Origin of the sequence: Collinsella sp. AF15-51, from assembly GCF_003462845.1 — a bacterium.
Taxonomy (GTDB): domain Bacteria; phylum Actinomycetota; class Coriobacteriia; order Coriobacteriales; family Coriobacteriaceae; genus Collinsella.
The window spans coordinates 34,841-58,168 of sequence record NZ_QRYG01000007.1; the positions used below are offsets into that span (position 1 = coordinate 34,841).

At 62.1% G+C, this 23,328-nt stretch carries 22 protein-coding genes; 11 read left to right on the forward strand and 11 right to left on the reverse strand.

Annotated elements, in window-relative coordinates; all coding sequences use genetic code 11:
* Position 1 precedes the first annotated feature (1 nt).
* The 7 genes from hypE to trxA all read right to left on the reverse strand — a co-directional run bounded on the left by hypE (position 2) and on the right by trxA (position 6,439).
* Complete coding sequence (gene hypE, locus DWW51_RS04895) at positions 2-1,036, reverse strand: hydrogenase expression/formation protein HypE (protein ID WP_117637957.1); 1,035 nt, start codon at positions 1,034-1,036, stop codon at positions 2-4.
* A gap of 81 nt (positions 1,037-1,117) precedes the next feature.
* A complete protein-coding gene (hypD, locus tag DWW51_RS04900; protein WP_231501575.1) occupies positions 1,118-2,233 on the reverse strand; it encodes a hydrogenase formation protein HypD in 1,116 nt (371 codons plus the stop codon).
* Entirely contained in the window at positions 2,233-2,493 is a 261-nt protein-coding gene (locus DWW51_RS04905; RefSeq protein ID WP_117773714.1) for a HypC/HybG/HupF family hydrogenase formation chaperone, read from the reverse strand. Before DWW51_RS04905 ends, hypD begins: the two co-directional genes overlap by 1 nt.
* Positions 2,494-2,624: 131 nt before the next feature.
* Positions 2,625-5,093 carry a carbamoyltransferase HypF gene (gene hypF / locus DWW51_RS04910; protein ID WP_117773715.1) on the reverse strand — a complete coding sequence of 823 codons (2,469 nt, stop codon included), beginning with the start codon at positions 5,091-5,093 and terminating at the stop codon, positions 2,625-2,627.
* Between the two features lie 42 nt (positions 5,094-5,135).
* A complete protein-coding gene (nikR, locus tag DWW51_RS04915; RefSeq protein ID WP_197032176.1) occupies positions 5,136-5,648 on the reverse strand; it encodes a nickel-responsive transcriptional regulator NikR in 513 nt (170 codons plus the stop codon).
* Between the two features lies 1 nt (position 5,649).
* Positions 5,650-5,898, reverse strand: a complete 249-nt coding sequence (locus tag DWW51_RS04920) for a hypothetical protein (RefSeq protein ID WP_006235225.1) — start codon at positions 5,896-5,898, stop codon at positions 5,650-5,652.
* Positions 5,899-6,118: 220 nt separating this feature from the next.
* Positions 6,119-6,439 (reverse strand): thioredoxin, encoded by a 321-nt coding sequence (gene trxA, locus DWW51_RS04925; RefSeq protein ID WP_117564566.1) that lies wholly within the window; start codon positions 6,437-6,439, stop codon positions 6,119-6,121.
* A 136-nt stretch (positions 6,440-6,575) separates the two neighbouring features.
* On the opposite strand from trxA, the gene DWW51_RS04930 reads away from it, so the two are divergent.
* Positions 6,576-7,151: a hypothetical protein gene (locus DWW51_RS04930; RefSeq protein WP_117773716.1), complete on the forward strand. Its 576-nt coding sequence runs from the start codon at positions 6,576-6,578 to the stop codon at positions 7,149-7,151.
* Between the two features lie 74 nt (positions 7,152-7,225).
* Here DWW51_RS04930 and DWW51_RS04935 read toward each other — a convergent pair whose 3' ends face one another.
* Together DWW51_RS04935 and DWW51_RS04940 are read right to left on the reverse strand one after the other, a co-directional pair.
* Positions 7,226-8,503 (reverse strand): GHKL domain-containing protein, encoded by a 1,278-nt coding sequence (locus DWW51_RS04935; RefSeq protein WP_117773717.1) that lies wholly within the window; start codon positions 8,501-8,503, stop codon positions 7,226-7,228.
* The gene (locus tag DWW51_RS04940) at positions 8,503-9,225 is read right to left on the reverse strand and encodes a LytTR family DNA-binding domain-containing protein (protein WP_117773718.1); all 723 of its coding nucleotides are present in this window, start codon (positions 9,223-9,225) and stop codon (positions 8,503-8,505) included. The genes DWW51_RS04935 and DWW51_RS04940 overlap by 1 nt, the downstream gene beginning before the upstream one ends.
* Positions 9,226-9,517: 292 nt before the next feature.
* On the opposite strand from DWW51_RS04940, the gene nadA reads away from it, so the two are divergent.
* Genes nadA through DWW51_RS04960 form a run of 4 tightly spaced genes read left to right on the forward strand, consistent with a single transcriptional unit; the run spans position 9,518 to position 13,384 of the window.
* Positions 9,518-10,543, forward strand: a complete 1,026-nt coding sequence (gene nadA / locus DWW51_RS04945) for a quinolinate synthase NadA (protein ID WP_117773719.1) — start codon at positions 9,518-9,520, stop codon at positions 10,541-10,543.
* A 28-nt stretch (positions 10,544-10,571) separates the two neighbouring features.
* Positions 10,572-11,975, forward strand: coding sequence for an L-aspartate oxidase (locus DWW51_RS04950; RefSeq protein ID WP_369832563.1), 1,404 nt, complete (start codon positions 10,572-10,574; stop codon positions 11,973-11,975).
* Positions 11,976-11,978: 3 nt separating this feature from the next.
* Positions 11,979-12,839, forward strand: a complete 861-nt coding sequence (gene nadC / locus DWW51_RS04955) for a carboxylating nicotinate-nucleotide diphosphorylase (protein ID WP_117773720.1) — start codon at positions 11,979-11,981, stop codon at positions 12,837-12,839.
* The gene (locus DWW51_RS04960; RefSeq protein ID WP_117773721.1) at positions 12,839-13,384 is read left to right on the forward strand and encodes a transcription repressor NadR; all 546 of its coding nucleotides are present in this window, start codon (positions 12,839-12,841) and stop codon (positions 13,382-13,384) included. Before nadC ends, DWW51_RS04960 begins: the two co-directional genes overlap by 1 nt.
* A gap of 238 nt (positions 13,385-13,622) precedes the next feature.
* On the opposite strand, the gene DWW51_RS04970 is transcribed toward DWW51_RS04960, so the two are convergent.
* Complete coding sequence (locus DWW51_RS04970; RefSeq protein WP_006235216.1) at positions 13,623-13,808, reverse strand: DUF362 domain-containing protein; 186 nt, start codon at positions 13,806-13,808, stop codon at positions 13,623-13,625.
* Positions 13,809-14,465: 657 nt separating this feature from the next.
* On the opposite strand from DWW51_RS04970, the gene dnaK reads away from it, so the two are divergent.
* From dnaK to DWW51_RS04995, 5 genes are all read left to right on the forward strand, one after another.
* Complete coding sequence (dnaK, locus tag DWW51_RS04975) at positions 14,466-16,358, forward strand: molecular chaperone DnaK (protein WP_117773723.1); 1,893 nt, start codon at positions 14,466-14,468, stop codon at positions 16,356-16,358.
* 2 nt (positions 16,359-16,360) lie between these two features.
* On the forward strand, positions 16,361-17,203 hold the full coding sequence (locus DWW51_RS04980) for a nucleotide exchange factor GrpE (protein ID WP_117773724.1): 843 nt from the start codon (positions 16,361-16,363) through the stop codon (positions 17,201-17,203).
* 107 nt (positions 17,204-17,310) lie between these two features.
* Positions 17,311-18,276 carry a DnaJ C-terminal domain-containing protein gene (locus tag DWW51_RS04985; RefSeq protein ID WP_117773725.1) on the forward strand — a complete coding sequence of 322 codons (966 nt, stop codon included), beginning with the start codon at positions 17,311-17,313 and terminating at the stop codon, positions 18,274-18,276.
* A gap of 72 nt (positions 18,277-18,348) precedes the next feature.
* Positions 18,349-18,765 carry a heat shock protein transcriptional repressor HspR gene (locus DWW51_RS04990; RefSeq protein ID WP_117773726.1) on the forward strand — a complete coding sequence of 139 codons (417 nt, stop codon included), beginning with the start codon at positions 18,349-18,351 and terminating at the stop codon, positions 18,763-18,765.
* A gap of 297 nt (positions 18,766-19,062) precedes the next feature.
* Positions 19,063-21,363, forward strand: coding sequence for a hydratase (locus DWW51_RS04995; protein WP_117773727.1), 2,301 nt, complete (start codon positions 19,063-19,065; stop codon positions 21,361-21,363).
* 270 nt (positions 21,364-21,633) lie between these two features.
* On the opposite strand, the gene DWW51_RS05000 is transcribed toward DWW51_RS04995, so the two are convergent.
* Entirely contained in the window at positions 21,634-22,302 is a 669-nt protein-coding gene (locus DWW51_RS05000; RefSeq protein ID WP_117773728.1) for a hypothetical protein, read from the reverse strand.
* Between the two features lie 234 nt (positions 22,303-22,536).
* Between DWW51_RS05000 and DWW51_RS05005 the strand changes: the two genes are divergently transcribed.
* Complete coding sequence (locus DWW51_RS05005; protein ID WP_147344029.1) at positions 22,537-23,208, forward strand: hypothetical protein; 672 nt, start codon at positions 22,537-22,539, stop codon at positions 23,206-23,208.
* Positions 23,209-23,328: the final 120 nt, after the last annotated feature.

Consider the following 23,328-nt stretch of genomic DNA (forward strand, 5'->3'; position numbering starts at 1 on the left):
GCTAGCAAATCCTAGGCAGCTGCTCTCCTACGAGCATGTCGAGGATGCGGGTCGATCCCCAGCCGGTGCGCACGCGCACGGCGGGACGGGCGCCCTCGGCAAGTGGCAGCACGCGACCGATGATGGCGGCATTTTCGCCGTAGCGGGCGGCGCGCATGGCGGCCAGCGCGGCATCGGCCTGCTCGGCCGGCACCACGGCAACCATCTTGCCCTCGTTTGCCACCTGCAGAACGTCGTAACCGAGCATCTCACATGCCGCCTGTACGTCGGGGCGCACGGGCACGGCATCCTCGTCGATCTCCATGGCAACGCCGCTGGCCTGGGCAAACTCGTTGAGCGTGGATGCCAGGCCGCCGCGCGTGGGGTCGCGGAAGCAGCGGGTGTCGGGGGCGGCGGCGAGCACGTCGGCAATCAGATGATTGAGCGGCGCGGCGTCGCTTTCGATGGCGCTCGAAAACGCCAAGCCCTCGCGCTGGCTCATGATGGCGATGCCGTGGTCGCCTAGCGTACCCGATACCAGGATGACGTCGCCGGGGCGGCAGTTGGCACCGCTGAGCGTCACACCTGCGGGCACCTCGCCCACGCCGGCGGTATTGATGTAGACGCCGTCGGCACCGCCACGCTCGACCACCTTGGTGTCGCCGGTGATTATGGACACGCCCGCCTCGCGTGCTGTTTCGGCCATGGTCTGCACAATCTGGCGCAGCTTGTCCATGGGATAGCCCTCTTCGAGGATAAAGCCGCACGAGAGGTAGCGCACGTTAGCGCCCGAGGTCGCGACGTCGTTGACGGTTCCGCATACGGCGAGGCGGCCGATATTGCCGCCGGGGAAGAACTGCGGCGTTACCACAAAGCTGTCGGTCGACATGGCGATTCGCCCGCTTGCGGGCAGCGCGGCGACACCAGCATCGTTGCCCGCAAGCAGCTCGGGCGACCCAAAGGCATCCAGAAAGACCTCATCGATAATGCGCTTCATCATCTGGCCGCCGGAGCCGTGGCCCAGCAGGACAGTGCTATCGGTGGCAGTACGGGACATATCGAAAACTCCAATCGTGGGTGGAATTATATGGGTGAGGCGCAGCGTCGACCGGTCCGCCGTTCGTTAGAACGGCGGAACCTAATAGTCGCGGTATCTAAAGTACGCCGCGCAGCTGCCTTCGGAGCTCACCATGCAGGGGCCGACGGGGTGTTCGGGCGTACATGCGTGGCCGAACAGCGGGCAGTCGCTCGGCGTGATGGCTCCGCGCAGCACGTCGCCGCAGCGGCACCCGCGTGGCTCGACCGTCGCCTCAACGGGCACATCAAAGCGGGCGCCGGCATCAAAGCGCGCGAATTCGGGTCGGATGGAAAGACCCGAAGCCGCAATCGGTCCCAGTCCGCGCCACGTGGTGTCGCACGGCTCAAACACCTGCTCGACCAGTTGGCGCGCCACGGGATTGCCGTCTGCATTGACGCCGCGGCGGTAGGCGTTGTCGATTGCGGGCCTGTTCTCGACAACCATCTGGACCAGCGTGCAGATGCCCTGCAGGATATCGACCGGCTCAAACCCGGTGACTACGCCGGGGGTCTCGAACTCGTCGACCAAAAAGCTAAAGGGTGCCAGGCCTGTGATGGTAGCGACGTGACCAGGCAGGATAAAGCAGTCGATGGTCGTCTCGGGGTCGTTGGAGATCGCACGCAGAGCCGGCGGCGTGGTCTTGTGAGCACAGTAGACCGAGAAGTTCTGGAGCCCGCGCGCGTCGGCCTCCAGGATAGCGGCGGCAATGGTGGGCGTTGTGGTCTCAAAGCCGACGCCCATAAAGATGACCGGGCGTTCGGGATTTTGCTCGGCAATGTCGAGTGCGTCGAGCGGAGAATAGACGATGCGGATGTCGCGCCCCGCCGCCTTTTGCGCGGCGAGCGAGGTAGACGACCCGGGCACGCGCATCATGTCGCCAAAGGTGGTGATGATGGCGCCGTCCATCTTGGCGAGCGCGATTGCATGGTCGATATCGCGGTTGGCGGTAACACAGACGGGGCAACCCGGACCGCTCAGCAGTTTGAGCCCCGTCGGCATAATGGAGCGAAAGCCATAGCGCCCGATGCTCACGGTATGCGTGCCGCAGACTTCCATAAGGTTGATGCTGCGGCTGCCGACAAGCTCATGAATACGATCGATGAGCTCGCGAGCTAGCCCGGGGTCGCGAAATGCCGAGAAGTCGATACCGGAGCGCGCCGGCTGTCCGGCCGCCACTAGTATGCCTCGGCCGGATTGCTGGCCAGTTGGTCTTCTTCGACCAGTTCGGTCATGGCATTAACGAGCTCGAGCGTTTCTTGCGCTTCCTGCTCGTCGACGATCTGAATGCCAAAGCCGGCGTGCACGAGAATATAGTCGCCTACCTGTGCCGTCGGCACGAGGCGCAGCGAAACGGGGCGCTCGATGCCCATCATGTCGACGGTCGCCTTAAGGTCGTCGTCGCGTTTGACCACTTTACCGGGAACGGCAAGGCACATAATGTTCCCCTTTTATACGTTTTGCGCTGGATAGGCGCCTAATTACCCATCAGTTGATGGTAGCGCTCGCGGGAGTCACGAGCAAACGCGTTACACCTGTGAGACGGCGGCGCGCAGGCTGGCAAAACAGCCTATCGCGATGCTGTCTGCGCGAGGCGAGCGCGAGCGATGGCGGCCTGACCGTAGGCGATGCAGCCGTCGTTGACGGGCACGGCGTGGGAGACCAAGACGGCAAGACTGGCGTCTTTGAGTTCGTGGGTAAGGAGCCGAAGCAAAAGTCGGTTCATGAACACGCCGCCCGAGAGCGCGACGGTGTCGAGGTCTTCACGGACGCAGATCTCGCTTGCGATGCGGGCCGACGCGCGTGCGATGGTGACATGGAAGTCGAGCGCGAGCTTGCCGGCGGGCACGCCGGTCCTGATTCCCTCCAAAAGCGCCTCAAAAAGCGGTCTGGAGTTCAGAACATGGAAGTCGTCCGGACGGGATGATTCGGTTACGGAAAAGCTGGCCATATTGCCGGTGGGGCAGGCACTTTCACTGCTGAACGCGCGCCAGGCGGCAGCCTCAAGCTCGATGGCGGGTTCGCCCTCGTAGGTTGCCTTGTCGCAGATGCCCAGAATTGCTGCCGCGGCATCAAAGAGACGCCCCATGCTGCTGGTACGCGGGCTGTTGATGCCGCGCTCGATCATGGTGGCTGTCACGCTGCGCGTTTGCTCGCCGAGGCTGTCCAAAAGCCGAGCGGCACCTGGGTGCTCGAGCAGGCCGAGCTCACTGAGCAGGGCAAAGGCGTTGCGGCGGGCGTCGCGCACGGAGGCCGCCCCGCCGGGGAGCGCCCAGGTGCGCAAATGCGCGGCGCGCTCAAAGCCGCCAAGGCTGGCAACAAGAAACTCGCCGCCCCAAATGGTCCCATCGGTACCGGCGCCGGTGCCGTCAAAGGCGATGCCAAGGACGCGCTCGTCGGTTGTAAGCTGGCCCGCGGCGATAGCCTCGGCCATTACGCTCGCGATATGCGCATGATGGTGCTGCACCTCGACGAGCGGCAGATTGCATTTTCGCGCCTGCTCGCGCGCCCACTGGCTCGATAGATAGCTGGGATGTACATCGCAGGCTAAGGCGGCGGGCGCCAAGTCAAAGAGATCTTCCAAGCGCGTGCGCGCGGCGTTCCAGGCATCGAAGGTCCCGCCGTTTTCAACATCGCCGATATGCTGTGACACAAAACAGGTTGCCTCGCCGTTCGCCCCTTCACGTGTGAGCGCAATCGTGGCCTTTTGTTGTGGCCCACAGGCGAGCACGCAGGACGGAGTGCCGTCGAGCGCCGGCAACGGCAGCGGCTGGGGTGCATATCCGCGAGCACGCCGCACGGGCATAACGGCGCCGTCGACCACGCGTACCACAGAGTCGTCGTAGCGCGAGAGGATCGCGCGGTCGTTACCGAGCAACGCGTCGGCGATACCGGCGGCAACGAGGTGTTTCCAGGCAAGGTCGTCGTCGGTCTCGATGGGTTCTTCGCTCAGGTTTCCGCTGGTCATGACGAGCGCGTGCATACCGCAGGCTTCTGCCGCGGCAAGCAACAGATGCTGAAGCGGGGTGTAGGGGAGCATAACACCGAGCTCGGGAAGGTCGTGCGCGACGGACGGCGCGAGCGCGAGGGCGTCGGGGGAATCGCCGCTCTCGCAAACAGCACGTCGGCGCAGCAGCACAATGGGGCGAATGCTGCCGGCCAGCAAGCCGCGCTCAACGTCGCTGATATGGCACAGGCGTTCAACGTCGGCAAGGCTGCGCACCATAACGGCAAGTGGCTTGTTGCTGCGGCGTTTACGGCGGCGAAGCTCGGCTACCGCCTGCTCGTTGGAGGCGTCACAGGATAGATGGAATCCGCCCAGGCCCTTGATGGCGACGATGCCGCCGTTGGCCAGCAGCTCAACACAGCGGTCGATAATGGCGTCGCTGGCCTCGCGTGTGGTGCCGACTGCCGGTGTCGCGGACGAATTCCCGCACGCATCGCTGTTCACAGCCTCGCGCCACGTAATATGCGGCCCGCAATCAAAGCAGGCATCGGGTTGCGCGTGAAAACGCCGGTCGAGTGGGTCGGCATACTCCGCGGCACACTTGGGACACATGGGAAAACAATCCATCGACGTGGCCGCTCGGTCATAAGGCAACGATCGGATGATGGTAAAGCGCGGCCCGCAGTTGGTGCAGTTGATAAAAGGGTAGTGATAGCGCCGATCGGCGGGGTCGAACAGCTCGCGCAGGCAATCGTCACAGGTGGCGATATCGGGCGAGACAAGTGTGGTGTGCGCGGTCTGGTCCTGCGATGCTACGATGCGAAAACCCTGTTCATTGGCGGTATCCCAACCGTGGGCTGCCAGGTCCACAACCTCGACATATTCTACGCGGGCTGCCGCAGGCGCATGCGCAGAAAGCGCGGCAACAAAAGCATCGAGCGCATCGGCCGGAGCGTGCGCCTCGATATGCACGCCGTCGCCCGCGTTGAGCACCCATCCGCAAATGCCATGCGCCATGGCCTCGCGATACACAAACGGCCGCATGCCAACGCCCTGCACAATGCCCGTCACATGAATATGCACATGTCGCATGCGACACCCCTCATCAAAACCGACCAAATAGGGACAGGTGCGCTACAGCCCCAGGCTCTGCTTGGTGGCGGCGCACGTGAGCTCACCGTGCTTAACGCCGCGCAGGCCCAGCAGGCGGTCGGCTAGTTCGTAGACGCGCTCGCCGCGACCCTTGAGCGCCAGAATCTCTAAGCAGTTGTGGTGATCCAGATGCACGTGCATGGTCGATACGATCTCGTCGGTGTAGTCGTGCTGCACTTCGTCCAGACGGCGCGTCAGGTCGCCGGTATGGTGGTCGTAGATCATGGTGAGCGACCCGATAACATGCTCATCGGGCGTGCGCATCTGCTCCTTGGCGATCGAGGCGCGAATCAGGTCGCGCACGGCCTCGGAGCGGTTGGCCACGTCGCCGCGGCGCGCGATCTGTTCGTCAAAACGGCGCAGCAGGTCGTCCGGTGCGGTAACCGAAAAGCGGACCAGCTCGGAGCCGGAGCCACTACAGTGGCAGTCTGCGTCACCGTCCGCCCCGTGCGGATGCTCGTGCTCGTACCCGCAGCCGTGCTCGTGTTCGGCCACGTTACACCAGCTTCACGGAGCCGACGGAGTTGTGGTCGGCCTCGATGGCCTCTTCGTAGCCCTCGAGTGCGTCGTGGGCCTCGTGCAGCGCGGCCATGGCTGCCTCGAGCTTGGCGCCGATGCGCTCCATGTCAAAATTCTCGGTCGCATGCAGCAACTGATGGCTCCACTCGTGAGCGAGCTCAATGGTGTCGTCGACCTGCTTGACGCTCATGGCAAGCTGGCTCATGTTCATTCCGACGTCATGCATAGGAATCTCCTTTTGTACGGGGCGATATGGTGGTTCAGATTCTACTACGCCCGCTTTGCGCGCAGCTGCATAAGAAAACGGGTACGAGTCTGTGCGACCCGCACCCGTTCACTGGGGGCTGTTTGTGACTACCATACTATCCGTGGTTGCACTCGGTGCATCCAGAAGTCCGGCGAGCGGTGCAAAAGCGCTCATGGACGGCGGGTAAGTAACAAGCGTATTACAGATGCTTCTCCAGCAGCGCCTGCAGCCTCGCCTTGGGCAGAGCGCCAACCGAGCGGTCGATCTCTTCGCCGTTCTTAAACACAATCAGCGTGGGGATGCTCATGACGCCATACTTCATGGCCAGGTCCTGGTTGTCGTCGACGTTGCATTTGGCAACGGCAAGCTTGCCCGCCAGCTCGTCGGCAACCTCGTCTACGATGGGCGAGAGCGAGCGGCAGGGGCCGCACCACGGGGCCCAAAAATCAACCAGTACGGGCAGGCTATCGTTGACGACAGCGCCGAAGTTCTCGGGGGTAATCTGCTTAATGTCAGCCATGGTGACCTCCATAATACGACGCGGCTCGGCCGCGTAAAACTCAGTACGACCGTGCTTATACCCAGCGGCCCGCAAAGCAACCACTCGCGGGCGGCTCTTTTATATAATGGTGGGCACGCAAACGATTGGAGAGCGCATGCCCACGTCACAAAGCCAGAAAAAAGAAGCCATCGCTCAGGCGACCGAGCAGGAGCTCGCGTCGCTTGCAGATCGCGGTGTGCGTATCGCGGGCAACGCGTGCTCGCCGATTGTGCTGGTCAAAGGCGATTTGGATGAAGCCGAGTGCTCGGGCGGCGAGCTGGCCGCCGGCGCGGATGGCGCCGCGTTGCGCAAGGCGCTCGGTGCCATCGGATATGCCCCCGAGGATTTTTGTGTGCTGGCAAGCGTCGCCGGCGCGGGCGACGGAGCGGTCGCGGCGGGCGAGGCCCTGACGTGCGACCTGTTCCGCGAGGCGCTTGAGGCTCTGGACCCCGAGGCGGTGCTACTGCTCGACAACAACGCGGCTGATGCCATGCGCGAGACCTACGCCGATATGCTCGTGGCGATCGATGACTTCGACACCGCCATGCTCAAGCCCGGCCTGGTCGCCCGTGTGCAGGGCCGCCGCGTGCTCGCGCTCGACGGCTTTGAGGCGGCACTCACCGACAAGGCCGCTAAGCAGCGCATGTGGGCCTACATCAAGCAGCTGACCCCGGCGGCCGCGCCGCTGTAGCGAGCCTGCGTCGACAAACGACCCCGAGCGGGCGAGCCGTACCCGCGGAACGCAAATCCGTCGCGCCCGCGCCCTTACATCACAGCGCGCAGCTCAAACCGATCGCCGTTAATGCGGAACTGGCAGTTGCCGTTCATGCGTTCGACGGCAAGCTTAATGCTCTTGGTTCCAAAGCCGTGTCCGGTGTGCCCGGCTACGGGCATGCCGTCGACCATATGCGGCGGCCGTCCAAATGTGTTGGAAACCGAAAGCAGCAGCTGCCCGTCTTCAAACCGCAGATCAAGATCGACAAAGCGCTTGCCCTCGGGGGCGGTGCTCGCCGCGGCAATGGCGTTTTCCAGGGTATTCGAAAGCACGCTGAACAGGTCGACATCGGCCACATGCACGCTCTGGGGTACGGAGGCGCGCAGGTTGGCGGTAATGCCGTTTCTATTGATATCCGAGTTAAATGACGAAAGCGCAATGTTTACGGTCTCGTTGGCACAGAAGCGGCGTACGGCGGTTCGGTCGCCGGCTTCGCAGAGCTCATCGATGCATTTGAGCGCCTCGTCGGTGTGGCCCTCCTCAATTAAAGTGGCCAGGCCGCGTAGGAAGTGGCGCATATCGTGGCGAAGAATCGACAGCTCGCGCCCAGATTGACGCCAGGCCTCGAGCTCTTTGATGGCGGCGCTGTCGCGGGTTTCGAGCATCCAGCGCTCTCGCTCGGCGGTTTCCTTTTCTTCGTATTCGCGCAGGTAGACGGCGAGGAACATAAGGTAGAACGCGCAGAGCGCAAAGGCCAAAAACTCAACCGTTACCACCGAGCCCGAGTGGAACAGCGTGGTGTAGACGTTGGTGGCATAGTCAAAGACGTAATAGACGAGCGGCAGGATGAGCAGAATCTCGAGCTCGGTAGGGCTTTTGACCGCCAGACGGGGTCCAATGTCACGGGCCCAATGCAGCAGGATCGCAAAGACGGCGACCGTGGTGATAATGCGCGCCACGTAGTACGCGATTTGCGAGTCAGTGGCGGCGAGCGCGGCGATGCCCATCCAGTTGCTGAATTGGCAGCTCAGGTAGGCACTGGTGACTCCCAACATAACGAGCAGCGGACTCAGGCGGTAGCGCGCGCACAGGTAGACGGTAAGCGGCAAGTGCACGACGAGCGGATAGACCTGACGGGCAAAAAGCTCTCCGCCAACGACATTGGCGATCGAAAAGGCAGCGCCGGTTGCGGCTCCGACCCCCACCAACTCGAGTGCATGGCGTCGATTGATTTCGATACCGCACAGCGCCGCCGAAGCAAAGACGCCAAAGAGTAGCGTTGTGGCGTGGTGGATTGCCCAAAGGACCATTTCGACCGAGGAGATCATCAGCGCCTCCCGCCCTCAAAGCGCACCGCAAAGTAGGCGTCTTGGAACCCCTGCTTGCTGCTGCGCGACAGCGGAATGCACACGCCGGAGCGCATGACGATGTCCGTGCGATCGAAGTGGTCGATGTTGCGCAAGTTGACCTGGTAGCTACGGTGGCATTTAAAGAAGGTGGCATTTTGCGCCAAACGGTCCTCGACGCTGCGGAACGACTCGAGTGCCTCGATATCGCGTCCGTCGCGCAGGTGGAAGACCACGTGCTTGTTGCGCGCCTCGGCATATTCGATGTCGGACAGGCGCAGGGCGTGGTAGCCAAAGGACGTTTTGATCACGAGCTCGTCGGTTGCCGCCGGGCGCATGCTCGAAAGTTCGTCGAGTAACTGCGCCAGGCGTTCGTAAGTCACGGGCTTGAGCAGATAGTCGAAGGCGCGGACCTCGTAGGACTCCAGCGCAAACTCGGGCGACGAGGTGAGGAACACCAGGCGCACGGCGGTGTCGGCCTGGCGCAATTCGCGTGCGGTGTCCATGCCGTTGACGAGCGGCATGATCATGTCGAGCAGGATGATGTCGGCGCGCGATGCGGCATGGCGCGCCAGCAGGTCCTCGCCGCGCGTAACGAGCGCAACATCGACCGCCGTGCCCGTCTCGGTCGACCAACGGTCGATCATCCGGTGCAGTCTATCTAGAAAAGCGACGTCGTCGTCGCAGGCAATAATCTTGAGCATTCTGAGCCCCCTTAGTAGTTTGATTTTGCCACATTGGGCGCGGACCACTCGCGGGGGAGCGCTCGTTCGTGCCTCATGGTGCGCAACTCGCGCCGAGCGGTATCGCGGTGGCGAAAGATGCCTCCTGCGCTATCGAGAGCTCGGCTATCCTCAGCTTGCCAGTTCGAAAATGGACCTGCCGCATGATCGAATCTTTATTTCAACTTTACACCTAGGTTTACAGCTGTCTTGTCAGCTGTAAACCTAGGTGTCATACTAAAGCCCCAAGATTCGCCAAAAGAGAGGGGCCTTGATGGCACAGAGCGCGAACATGGATGCGTCGGAGCTTGCACGCGATATCGCGGCCGGCCTAGCATCGGCAACGACGGCAACGGAGCGCGCGGCACCGGTGCCCGCAGAGCTCGTCGAGGCCATTCAGCAACTTAAAACCCAACGCGACGCGGTGATCCTGGCGCACTATTACGTGGCGCCCGAGGTCCAGGCTGTGGCCGATTACGTCGGCGACAGCTTCTACCTGGCAAAGCTTGCCAAGAGCCTGCCGCAGCAGACCATCGTGCTGTGCGGCGTGGAGTTTATGGGCGAGAGCGCCAAGCTGCTCAATCCCACCAAGACGGTGCTGCTGCCCGAGTCGGGCGCGGACTGTCCCATGGCTCACATGGTCAAGCGCGAGACGGTCGACGCCGCCCGCGCCGAGTACGGTGACGACCTGGCCGTGGTCTGCTACGTCAACTCCACGGTCGAGATCAAGAGCTGGAGCGACGTGTGCGTCACCAGCTCCAACGCCGTCAAGATCGTGTCCGAGCTGCCGCAGCAGCATATCCTGTTCATTCCCGACCAAAACCTGGGCCGTTTCGTAGCCGGGCAGGTGCCGCAAAAGCACGTCATCCTCAACAACGGTTACTGCCCGCGCCATCACATCATCACCGTCGAGCAGATTGTCGACGCGACGGAGGCCCACCCCGACGCGCTCGTGCTGGCGCATCCTGAGTGCAAGGCCGACGTCCTGGCCGAGGCCGACTACATCGGCTCCACCGCCGGCATCATCAAGTATGCCGAGGAGTCCGACGCGAGCGAGTTCATTATCGTGACGGTCCGTGGCGTGCTCTACGAGCTCGAGCGCCGCTGCCAGGGCACCGGCAAGAAGTTCTACTTCCCCGCGGTGCAGCCCACCTGCGTCAACATGGATCTCATCACGCTCGAAAAGCTCGTGCGCTGCCTGGAGACGGGCGAGGGCGAGGTGCAGATCGGCGTGTCGGACGAGGCCGCCGGCCAGGCCAAACTTACGCTGGATCGCATGCTCGAGTACGCAGCGCGCTAGAACAATGTGACATGAGGGACCGTCCCTTATGTCACATTCAAGGGAGAGGATTCCTGTGGAAACCAAGCAATACCCCGATATGGAGTGCGACGTCGTCATTGCCGGCTGCGGCGTAGCTGGCCTGTACGCGGCGCTCAACCTGCCGACGAGCACGCGCGTGATCATGCTCTCCAAGGGCGCGGTCGACGAGTGCGATTCGATGCTCGCACAGGGCGGCATCTGCGTACTACCCGAGGGCTCTGACTACGATGCCTTCTTTGAGGACACCATGCACGCCGGCCACTACGAGAACCGTCGCGAGAGCGTCGACATCATGATTCGCTCGAGCCGCTCGGTCATCAACGACCTGCTGGCGATGGGCGTGGACTTTGAGCGCAAGGCCGACGGCAGCCTCGACTTTACCCGCGAGGGTGCGCACAGCCGCCCCCGCATTGCCTTCCATGCCGACATTACGGGCAAGGAGATCACGACCAAGCTGCTCCAAGCCGTTCGCAAACTGGATAACGTGCAGATTCTGGAACACGTGGCCATGACCGACATCCTGACCGCCGAGCGCGATGGTACCACGGTGTGCACCGGCGTCGTCGCCGTTCCCGTGGACGAGGACAACTCGGTCCGCCCCGCCGACGAGCTGATAAATGCCGCCGAGGGCGCGCATGCCGGCGAGCCGTTTAAGATCCATGCCCGTCACACGCTGTGGGCAACGGGCGGCATCGGCGGCGTATACGACCACTCGACCAACTATCCACAGCTCACGGGCGATGCCTGCTACATCGCTCAGGAGCATGGCATTAAGATGGAGCACCTGGACTACGTGCAGATCCACCCCACGGGACTGTTCTCGCCGCAGCCAGGCCGCACCTTCCTGATCAGCGAGAGCTGCCGCGGCGAGGGCGCGATTTTGCTCAACGCCGCCGGCGAGCGCTTTACTGACGAGTTGCAGCCGCGCGACGTGGTCGCCGCCGCTATTCGTGAGCAGATGAAGCAGGATGGCACCGAGCACGAGTGGCTGAGCTTTGCCCCCGTCGAGCGCGACGTGGTGACCGGGCACTTCGCCAACATCCGCGCGCGCTGCCTTGAGGACGGTCGCGACATCTTGGATGAGCCCATCCCCGTCACACCCACGCAGCACTACTTTATGGGCGGCGTGTGGGTCGACAAGGACGGCTGCACCTCGATGCCCGAGCTCTACGCCGCCGGCGAGACGGCCTGCAACGGCGTTCACGGCAAGAATCGCCTAGCTTCCAACAGCCTGCTCGAGTCCCTAGTCTGGGGTCGCCGCGCTGCTTGGCGTATGCGCACCGGCGAGTCGCTGGCCGTGGAGCAGGCGGGCGAGCCCGCGCTTGATGGACGCCATCGCGCCCTGAGTTCCGATACCCTTGCAATCGATGATTTGGCCTGTGCCGTCGGCACGCAGGCCGTGGAGGAGTAGACCATGAATCCCATTACCATGAAACTCGTCGTCGATGATCTGATCCTGCAGGCTCTGCGCGAGGACATTACGTTTGAGGACGTGAGCACGGCGAGCGTGTGCCCCACGGCGCGCCCCGCCACGGTGGAGCTTATCGCCAAGGCCGACGGCATCATCGCCGGTCTGGACGTGTTCGCCCGCACCTTTGAGCTGCTGGACCCGCAGAGCTCGGTGCTGTTTGATGTTGCCGACGGTGACGAGGTACACGCCGGCGACCACGTGGGCCAAGTGCGCGGCGACGCGCGCGTGCTGCTTTCGGGCGAGCGCGTGGCGCTCAACTATCTGCAGCGTATGAGCGGTATCGCTACCTATACACATCAGATGGCTGCGGCGCTTGAGGGTACCAAGACCGTGCTTGTCGACACACGTAAGACCACGCCGGGCATGCGCGTCTTTGAGAAGGCCGCGGTCGAGATCGGTGGCGGCAGCAACCACCGCTACAACCTGTCGACGGCTGTCATGCTCAAGGACAACCATATCGACGCCGCCGGTGGTGTGACGTGTGCGATCGAGATGGCACGCGCCCACGCATCGTTTACCACGACGGTCGAGATTGAGTGCGAGAACCTGGACATGGTACGCGAGGCCGTGGAGGCCGGCGCCGACATCATCATGTTCGACAACATGGCCCATGACGACATGGCCGCCGCCATCGAGCTTATCGCCGGTCGCGCCAAGACCGAGTGCTCGGGCAACGTGGACGCCAGCAACATTCGCGCCCTGGCCGATCTGGGTGTTGACTATATTAGCTCGGGCGCCCTGACGCACTCTGCGCCGATCCTCGACCTCTCGCTTAAGCACCTGCGTCTGCTGGACGGTAAATAATGAACGCCCGCGAGCGTCGCCGTGCCATCATGGGCGTGCTCGAAGGAGCCAAGGAGCCCGTTTCGGGCAGCGCGCTTGCCCGCGAGGTTGGCGTGAGCCGTCAGGTCGTGGTTCAGGATATTGCCCTGTTGCGTGCCGATGGGCACGATATTGTGGCGACCAACCGCGGCTACGTGCTGCAGGAAGCCGCGAGTAGCCCCGCCGTGCCCACGCGTCTTGTTAAGGTGCGCCACAGCGTGGAGCAGGCGGGCGACGAGCTTACGAGTATCGTCGACGCGGGTGGCGCCGTGCTCAACGTGATCGTCAACCATCGTGTGTACGGCAAGATCACGGCCGACCTGGACATCCGCAACCGCCGCGATGTCGAGCGCTATCTGCGCGATATCGAGAGCGGCAAGAGCTTCCCGCTGCTGACGGTGACCAGCGGCTATCACTTCCATCGCATTGCGGCGGAGGACGAACAGACCCTCGACGAGATCGAGACGATGCTCAAGGAGAAAGGCTATTTGGCAGACCTGATGCCCTACGAGGACGATCTGTCGTAGCCGATGCTGCAAACGTCCCTAAGCGGCAATCTGACGTTCAATCGTCGGTCGCGTACAAAAGTACGCTTCCCTCCTCTTTCACGTCACCTTGCTCGCTTAGGGGCGTTTTCGCTGACGTGAGCTCAACCTGCGACGGTGCCAAATTAGTTATCCGCACAAAAAAGGAGGCCTCCGCGGCGATGCGGAAGCCTCCTTTTTTGTGCACGGTGTACTTTTGAGTGTGCAAGTGGGGGAGTTGTTACTCCTCGACGATCTCGGTGATCGCGCCAGCGGGGCAAGCGTCCTGGCAAGCGCCACAGGCGACGCAGGAGTCCTCGTCGGCGACGGTAGCGACGTCCTGGAGCTCCAGAACGCCAGCGGGGCAGGAGTCGACGCAAACGCCACAAGCGATGCACTCGTCGGCATCAATTACGGGATGAGCCATGGTAGTTTCCTCTCTGTTGACCGACGCTACAGGCGATGCGCGTCGGTTTGATTCGGGCAAAAACATACCACGGGAGCGACCGTTTGCAATACCCTCTGGCCGGCATCTTCATACCGTTCGCCGAGTATGCCAAGGTTTACTAAAAAACACGCAGGTGGGGCCGCTGAGCTGCGTAAATGTTAGCTAAAGGTGACTTGAAATATTGAGCTATTGAGCGCGCTTGCGGAAAGCGCATCCCATAAATTTGCCGAAAAACGGGCCCTAGTTTCCGGTTGGACCGCCCGGCGGAAGCTGCGTCCCGGAATCGGTGCTCAAACTGGGATGTAGCTTCCGGCTGAGCCTTCAAGAGGAAACTGTGTCCCGGAATCCACGCTCAAACCGGGACGAGCTTTCCGCAAGGCAGCCCCAGGCGCCCCCGGACCCAAACCTCAGTCAACTCTACATAGATCTCAATAGATCTGCCGAGAACTCAAACAGTGCATCTACCTGCACATTTGAGAACCTAAACTCTCAGAGATAAGAAATCTTATATGAATTGACTTAGATTTTGTATATTCCAGCCCATAAGGGGATACACTACATCCTGAAAGACAAGCCGAAGCGCCGCGCGACAGACCGTCGAGGCGACGCGAACGCAAAAGAGAGAGGGAATTTCTAATGAGTAAGATTCTTGGTATCGACCTTGGTACTACTAACTCCGCCATGGCCGTTCTCGAGGGCGGTTCTCCGACCATTATCGTGAACGCCGAGGGCGACCGCACCACCCCGTCCGTCGTGGGCTTCCGTGCCGACGGCGACCGCGTCGTGGGCAAGGCCGCTAAGAACCAGGCGGTCACCAACCCCAAGAACACCGTGTTCTCCATCAAGCGCTTCATGGGCCGCAAGTACTCCGAGTGCACCTCCGAGATCAAGACCGTGCCGTATGAGGTCAAGGAGGGCCAGGGCGGCCGTGCCGTCGTCGACATCGAGGGCAAGGATTACACCGCCGAGCAGGTGAGCGCCATGACGCTCGCAAAGATGAAGGCCGACGCCGAGAAGTATCTGGGCGAGACCGTCACCGACGCCGTCATCACCGTCCCGGCCTACTTCAACGACGCCCAGCGTCAGGCCACCAAGGACGCCGGTAAGATCGCCGGCCTCAACGTCAAGCGTATCGTCAACGAGCCGACTGCTGCTGCTCTTGCCTATGGCCTGGACAAGCAGGGCACCGACCAGCGCATCCTGGTCTTCGACCTGGGCGGCGGCACCTTCGACGTCTCCATCCTCGACCTCGCCGACGGCGTGTTTGAGGTTCTGTCCACCTCGGGCGACAACCACCTGGGCGGCGACGACTGGGATCAGCGCGTCATCGATTGGATGGCCGATAAGTTCCAGCAGGAGAACGGTGTCGACCTGCGTCAGGACCCCATGGCCCTGCAGCGTCTGAAGGAGGCCGCCGAGAACGCCAAGAAGGAGCTCTCCGCCGCCCAGCAGACCACCATCAACCTGCCGTTCATTACCATGAACCAGTCCGGCCCGCTGCACCTCAACTACACGCTGACCCGCGCCGAGTTCGAGAAGATCACCCGCGACCTGCTCGAGCGCTGCAAGCAGCCTGTCACCAACGCCCTGCGCGACGCCAAGCTTAAGCTCTCCGATCTGACCGAGGTCATCCTCGTCGGCGGCTCCACCCGTATGCCCGCCGTCCAGGAGCTCGTCAAGACCATGACCGGCAAGCAGCCCAACATGTCCGTGAACCCCGACGAGGTCGTTGCCGACGGCGCTGCCGTCCAGGGCGGCGTGCTCACCGGCGACGTCGAGGGCATCTTGCTGCTCGACGTTACCCCGCTGTCGCTGGGCGTCGAGACCATGGGCGGCATCATGACCAAGATGATCGACCGCAACACCACGATCCCGACCTCCAAGACCGAGGTCTACTCCACCGCTGCCGACAACCAGACCAGCGTCGAGATCAACGTGCTCCAGGGCGAGCGCGAGCTTGCCCGCGACAACAAGTCGCTCGGTAAGTTCCAGCTGACCGGCATCCCGGCTGCCCGCCGCGGCGTGCCGCAGATCGAGGTTACCTTCGACATCGACGCCAACGGCATCGTCAAGGTCTCCGCTAAGGACAAGGGCACCGGCAAGGAGCAGCAGATCACCATTTCCGGTTCCACCGCTCTGTCCGACGACGAAGTCGATCGTATGGTCAAGGACGCCGAGGCTCATGCCGAGGAGGACAAGAAGCAGAAGGAAGAGGTCGAGGTCCGCAACCAGACCGACAGCCTGTGCTACTCCACCGAGCAGACCCTCAACGAGCTGGGCGACAAGGTTTCCGCCGACGTGAAGTCCAAGGCCGAGGCCGCTATCGCCGACGCCAAGAAGGCGCTCGAGGGCTCTGACGTCGAGGCTATCAAGGCCGCCGGCGAGTCCCTGCAGTCCGTGGCCTACGAGCTGGCCCAGGTTGTCTACGCCGACGCTCAGCAGCAGACCGGCGGTGCCGCTGGCGCCCAGCCTGCCGACGATGACGTTGTCGACGCCGACTACGAGGTTGTGGACGACGAGGACAAATAATCATGTCCGCCCGTAAAGCTCGCACGGAGGAGGCCGCCGCTGGCGCCGCCCCCGTTGACTCTGAGGAGAAGGACGTGAAGATTCCCGTAGAGGCCGTTGACGATACCGAGGCCAACGAGGCCCCGGCCGCCGAGGCTGCCGAGAACCAGGTAGAGGATTCCAACAAGGAGGCGACGATGACCGAGGACGAGATGGTGGAAGCCGCTATCCGCGCCGGTGAAGAAGCCGCCGACAACGACTTTAAGCTCAAGTTCGAGCAGGCTCAGAAAGAGCTTGCCGACGTGCGCAATGAGCTCGATGCTGCGGCAGAGGCTCAGAAGGCCGCCGAGGACAAGGCAAAGGACGCCACCGAGCGTACCGCCCGCCTGCAGGCCGACTGGGAGAACTTCCGTCGCCGCACCGCCAATGAGCGTATCGCCGAGCGCGAGCGCGCGACCGAGAAGCTTGTCACCGCGCTGTTGCCGGTGATCGACGATATCGAGCGTGCAATCGACCATGCCCGTAGCCAGGAGCTTTCCGACGACTTTAAGCAGTTCGTCGATGGCGTCGATGCGGTGCATGCCAAGCTGCTCGATGTGTTTGCGCACGAGGGCGTTGAGCCCATCGACCCCAAGGGCGAGGCGTTCGATCCGCTCGAGCACCAGGCCGTGGGGCGTGTCGAGGACGCATCGCAGTACGACGAGACCGTCAACGACGTGTACCAGAAGGGCTACCGCATGGCGGATCGCATCCTGCGTTCCGCGATGGTGACGGTGACCTACGGTGGCGAGAAGCGCCCCGCACCGGAGCCCGAAGCGGCGCCCGAGGATGCTGCGGCCGATACGGCCGAGAGCACCGAGGAGTAATTGAGAAGGGCCCCGGGGCAACACCCGGGGCCCTTTCTGGCCTAGTGCCATATGAAAGCATGAGCCGCCGCCCGCTGGGCGGCGGATGAAACAGGAGAGGAGCTACGATGGCTGCAGGCAAAACCTTCTATGACATCCTGGGCGTATCCAAGAGCGCCTCCGACAAAGAGATCAAGAGCGCGTTTCGCAAGCTCGCGCAAAAATATCACCCCGATGCCGGCGGCGACGAGGCCAAGTTCAAGGAGATCAGCGAGGCCTACGAGACGCTTTCGGACGAGAAGAAGCGCAAAGAGTACGACCAGATGCTCATGTTTGGCGGCATGCCGGGCGCAGGCGGCGCGTATGGCGGCGGCTACGGTGCCGGCGCGGGCGCCAGCGGCTGGGGCGACATCTTCGACAGCATCTTTAGCGGCAACGGCGCCTGGGGCAGCGATTGGGGCTCGGGCTTTGCCGGGGCCGCGGGCGCTGCCGGTGCGGGCGCGGGCCGCAACCGCGCGCGCAAGGGCGGCGACCTGTCGCTGACTGTCGACGTAACTGCCGAGGACGCGTTTCGCGGCGTGACGCACAAGGTCACCTATCGCATTCCCTCGACAGGCGAGCAGCAGACCATTACGGTCTCGGTGCCTGCAGGCGCGGTCGACGGCGGCAAGCTGCGTTACAAACGTCGCGGCGAGTATGGCGTTGCCGGCGGCGAGCGCGGCGACCTGGTCGTGACCACGCACGTGGAGGAGCATCCGCTGTTTAAGCGTAAAGGTGCCGACGTGACCATGGAGGTACCAGTCTCGGTCTATGAGGCGGCGCTCGGCTGCACGGTGGACGTGCCGACGCCCGGCGGTGCGACGGTTCGTCTGAAGGTGCCCGCGGGTACCCAGACGGGCAAGAAGTTCCGCTTTAAGGAGATGGGGGCGCCCGACGTTAAGCACCGTGGCCGCACAGGCGCGCTGCTTGTCGAGATTAAGGTGCAGGTCCCCACGAACCTGTCCGACGACGAGCGCGATGCCATGACCAAGCTGCGGGAGACCGACACGCGCGACTACCGCGAGAAGGTCAACCGTTACAAGGCGACGTACTAGGGCGGTCGTGGCGCACGCCCGCGCCCGCGGGCTTATGATGGACGATAACGAGACGGAAAGGGGTCAGGTAGTATGGCCGAGGACAATAGGAACAAACCGCTGTACATGATCAGCGTGGCGGCCGAGCTGACCGGCATGCATCCGCAGACTCTGCGCGTCTACGAGTCCAAGGGCCTGGTGAACCCCCAGCGCTCGGGCGGCAACACGCGTCTGTATTCGCGTGCCGATATCGAGCGCCTGGAGCTCATCAACCAGCTGACCGACGAGGGCATCAACCTTGCCGGTGTGGTGCGCATCCTCGATATGAAGGAGCGTGCCGAGGAGCGTGAGCACGAGAACGAAAAGCTCCGCGCTCGCGTGCGCCAGCTCGAGGACGAGCTGCACGAGTACAAGATGCAGAAGAAGATCACCGCCCTGGCCCCGCGCGACGGCTCGGTTAACCCCGAGCAAGTCATGCGCAAACTGCTAGGTACGGGTGGCGACCTATAGCTCCGCCGATGCTGCCGGGCACTCATTGGGCACTCATTGGGGACAGACTTAAATGAGTGCCCACAGAATGAGAGTGGATAATCTCCCGTTTTTGGCCTGTTTGCAGGCTCAAAGTGGGAGATTATCCACTCTCGTCATTTCGGCGTCTAAGTCTGCCCCTGGCACCCAACTCGTCCTCTGCTTTACTGAGATAAAGTGAACGTGCAGATTCGTAACCCACTCGCAACCGTTCTATGGCACGATATTGAACGAATGTATGCTATGCGCCCAAATCTTTTGGGCAGAGTGGGAGACAGTATGGTCAAGCTGTACGAGGACGGCATCTACCTGCGCGGCGGCAGCGAGGTTGTGCCTGCGGCCGAGGCTGCCGAGCGCGGTATTACGCAGACACCCGAGGATGCCAAGCGCGGCACCATCGCGTATTCGATCCTCCAGGCGCACAATACGTCGGGCGACCCCGAGGCACTCAAGATTCGCTTCGATGCCATGGCGAGCCACGACATCACCTTTGTCGGCATCATCCAGACGGCGCGCGCTTCGGGCATGGAGCAGTTCCCGCTGCCTTACGTGCTCACCAACTGCCATAACTCGCTGTGCGCCGTGGGCGGCACCATCAATGAGGACGACCACGTCTTTGGCCTTTCCGCAGCCAAGAAGTACGGCGGCATCTTCGTTCCGCCGCACATCGCCGTCATCCACTCCTTTATGCGCGAGAACTTCGCCGGTTGCGGCAAGATGATCCTGGGTTCCGACTCGCACACCCGCTATGGTGCCCTGGGTACCATAGCCGTGGGCGAGGGCGGCGGCGAGTTGGCAAAGCAGCTGCTGCGCGACACCTACGATGTCGCCTATCCCGGCGTCGTGGCCATCTACCTCACGGGCGCCCCGCGCCCCGGCGTCGGCCCGCACGACGTGGCGCTCGCCATCATTCGCGCCGTCTTTGCCAAGGGCTACGTCAAGAACAATGTCATGGAGTTTGTGGGCCCGGGCATCGCGAGCATGACGACCGACTACCGCAACGGCGTTGACGTCATGACCACCGAGACCACCTGCCTGTCGAGCATCTGGGCCACCGACGAGGACACGCACGCGTTTTTGACCATGCACGGCCGCGGCGACGACTATCGCGAGCTCAAGCCCGCCGATGTCGCCTACTACGACGGTTGCGTCGAGGTCGACCTGTCGAGCATCAAGCCCATGATCGCACTGCCGTTCCATCCTTCCAACGGCTTTGAGATCGACGAGCTCAACGAGAACCTCGAGGACATCCTGCACGAGGTGGAGCTCGAGGCCGCCAAGATCGGCGAGGGCAAGACGCACTTTAGCCTGCTCGACAAGATCGTCGACGGCAAGCTGCACGTGCAGCAGGGCGTTATCGCCGGCTGCTCGGGCGGCAACTATGACTCCGTGGTCCAGGCTGCCCGCGTGCTCAAGGGCGCCAATACCGGCTGCGGCGAGTTCTCGCTGTCGGTCTATCCCACGAGCCAGCCCGTGGCGCTCGAACTTACACGCCGCGGCTACATCTACGACCTCATGGAGGCCGGTGCGATCGTGCGCACGGCGTTCTGCGGCCCGTGTTTTGGTGCCGGCGACACGCCTGCCAACAACGGCCTGTCCATCCGCCACACCACGCGCAATTTCCCCAACCGCGAGGGTTCCAAGCCGGGCAATGGCCAGCTGAGCGCCGTGGCCCTGATGGACGCTCGCTCCATTGCGGCGACGGCTGCCAACGGCGGCGTCCTGACGCCGGCGACCGATCTGCCCGAGGAGACTTGGGACGAGGCCTGCGAGTACACCTTTGACGACGCGCCGTACAAAAAGCGCGTGTACTGGGGCTTTGGCAAGGCGGAGCCTGCCGACGAGCTGGTCGAAGGCCCCAACATCAAGCCGTGGCCCGCGATGGAGCCGCTCGGCGACGACATTCTGCTCAAGGTGTGCTCCAAGATCATGGACCCGGTCACTACGACCGACGAGCTCATTCCTTCGGGCGAGACGAGCTCCTTCCGCTCCAACCCGCTGGGCCTGGCCGAGTTTACGCTGAGCCGCCGCGATCCGGCCTACGTCGGTCGTTCCAAGGAGGTCGACGCCGTGGAGAAGCGTCGCGTGGCCGGCGAGGCCGCGGGTGACCTGGCGGCGCTCGATGCCGAGCTTGCCGGTGTGTTCGAGGCACTGGCCGGCGCGGGTGTTGCGGCCGATGCCAAGGCGACTGAGTACGGCTCCATGCTCTATGCCAAGAAGCCGGGCGACGGTTCTGCCCGCGAGCAGGCTGCGAGCTGCCAGCGCGTAATTGGCGGCCTGGCCAATATCGTCCACGAGTACGCCACCAAGCGCTATCGCTCCAACGTGATGAACTGGGGCATGGTGCCCTTCCAGATGGAGGCCGAGCCCAACTTTGAGGTGGGCGACTACGTCTTTGTGCCGGGCATCCGTGCCGCGCTCGATGGCGACCTAAAGGACATCGCCGCCTACGTGGTGCGCGCCGACGGTGCTGTTGAGCAGATTGAGCTCTACATTGCCGACATGACGGCAGAGGAGCGTGCCATCGTCAAGGCCGGCTGCCTGATCAACTACAACAAGTTCAAGGCCGCTGCCGAGTAACGCACTTAATTGTCCGCCCGGGGCCACCCTTTCCCGCCCGCTCACGCGCTTCGCGAGGGTCGCGTTCGGCAAAGGGTGGCCCCGGGCTACATTTCTGCGTTCTCGTTGGGTCTTGAGGGATGCTAATAAATAGACTTGCTTGATGCCGCCTCTTTTATTGGGGCGGCTTCTTTTTGTCGAAACCCACCACATTGGGGTCAGGCACCTTTGTGGTGGTGGGGGTGAGCTCAATGTCGGTGTGCACGTTGAGCGACATTCCAATAAGCGCCTCTACAGGATTTCATCCGGGTTGGCGGGTTTGGTTGTTTTGGGGATGCCGAGTTTGGATGACGCGAAATCGTCAACATTGTCCTTAATTCCGTCTTTGGTGTAGACAGTGACCATATAGGTGCTGTGTCCGAATTCGCCCTTGTCGCGTGTTGCCCAGGCATCCCAGTAGGCGGCCCCGTTTCGCCCTTTGATTTTTCCGACACGGCGGAGTTCTGTTCGCTTTAATTTCTGGTTGCTATAGATGGTTCGACCGGCCTCCTCGGTGAGCCCGCACTGTCCAAGCATCTTGTCGAGGACTTGGTTCATGTGGCGCTCATCGGTGTTTGGTGCGTAGTCGTAGGCGAGGGTGATGGAGTCGAGTGGCTGGTCGTCGATCAAATAATTCATCGTCTGAGGTTCAAGGCTGAAATAGGGGAAGCATCCATCAATCGTTCCGAGCAGCGGTAACTTTGACCGCCAAATTCCGGTGGGAATTCCATCTTCGTAGAACACGCCGCGACAGATAAAGGAGAGCGAGGTGGCACGCGAGCCGGCGTCGACCATTCCGCATAAATCGAAGGGCGAGGCGATGCCAAGGGAAAAGGGCGTGGCGACGATAAGGAAGAGCATCACGATGGGTATGGCGAGAATGGCGATGACGTTGCGACCGGTGGAATGAGACGGCTTCATATGCGCTCCTCGAGACAAAGATCTGTTGAGGATAGGCAGAAATGGATATGTTCAGAGAACAATTCAAGTTTAATCTCATGGCGCGAGATGGTCGACCGTTAGCGTCGAAAACCACCACAAAGGTGCCTGTCCCCTTTGTGGTGGTGAGGAGCGCGCGGCTTCTTTTGGTAATAATGCTGGCTGGCGATATCATTAGTGCAGGTAGCGAAGGTTTGCGTTGCGAGGTGCTTTGCTGTGAGAAGTCCTGCCCGAATTGGATTGATTGTTTTGGCGCTTGCGATTACCGTGGTTGGCATGGGCACTGTCGGCATGGCGTTTCTACCTGCTGCGGTGACGGAGCCGGTGGTCAAGCCTGTGACTCAATCTGTCGAACTTCTGACCGGCGACGACAAGCCCGAGACCATTACCGTTGATTTTGATGAGCAGCCGGCTGTGCTGGGTATTAGTAATTATCCACGTATTCAGCTTGGGGCTATGCGCTATACCACGGATTCTAGTCTGATCGACAGGGCGTCCGAGTTGCTCAAGGGCAAAACCTTTAAGCGCTGGTATGGATATGCGTCCTATCGGGCAAAAGCGAACGACATGGTTGGCGGATGCCACTCTTCCATCGAGCTGGACACTGCAAACGGCGCAAAGTTATGTGATGTCTCGTACGATCCGGGCTACGAGGGCAATGAGGGTCCGGGCATCTACATCATGGACGGCGATGTCGCCTATGTCATGGAGGGCGACCAGACCGAGCTCAACGATTTTATGGGTCAGTGTATCCAAGATGCCTATAAACAGACCTGCTTGCCTGACCCGCAGACTGCACGCGATAGTGGGTCTGCCCGTACATGGCTGTTCGAGGATGAGATGCCCTGGACCGTCGAATCGGGAAGTACGGGTTCGGCGAAGGAGTAGAGACCGCGACTACCACAAAGGTACCCGTCCCCTTTGTAGTAGTTCTCGGTTTGTCTCGATCTGTAACATCTTGGCCGCTAAAAGTGGGCCTGGTGTTACAGATTTAGATTTTCGACTCAG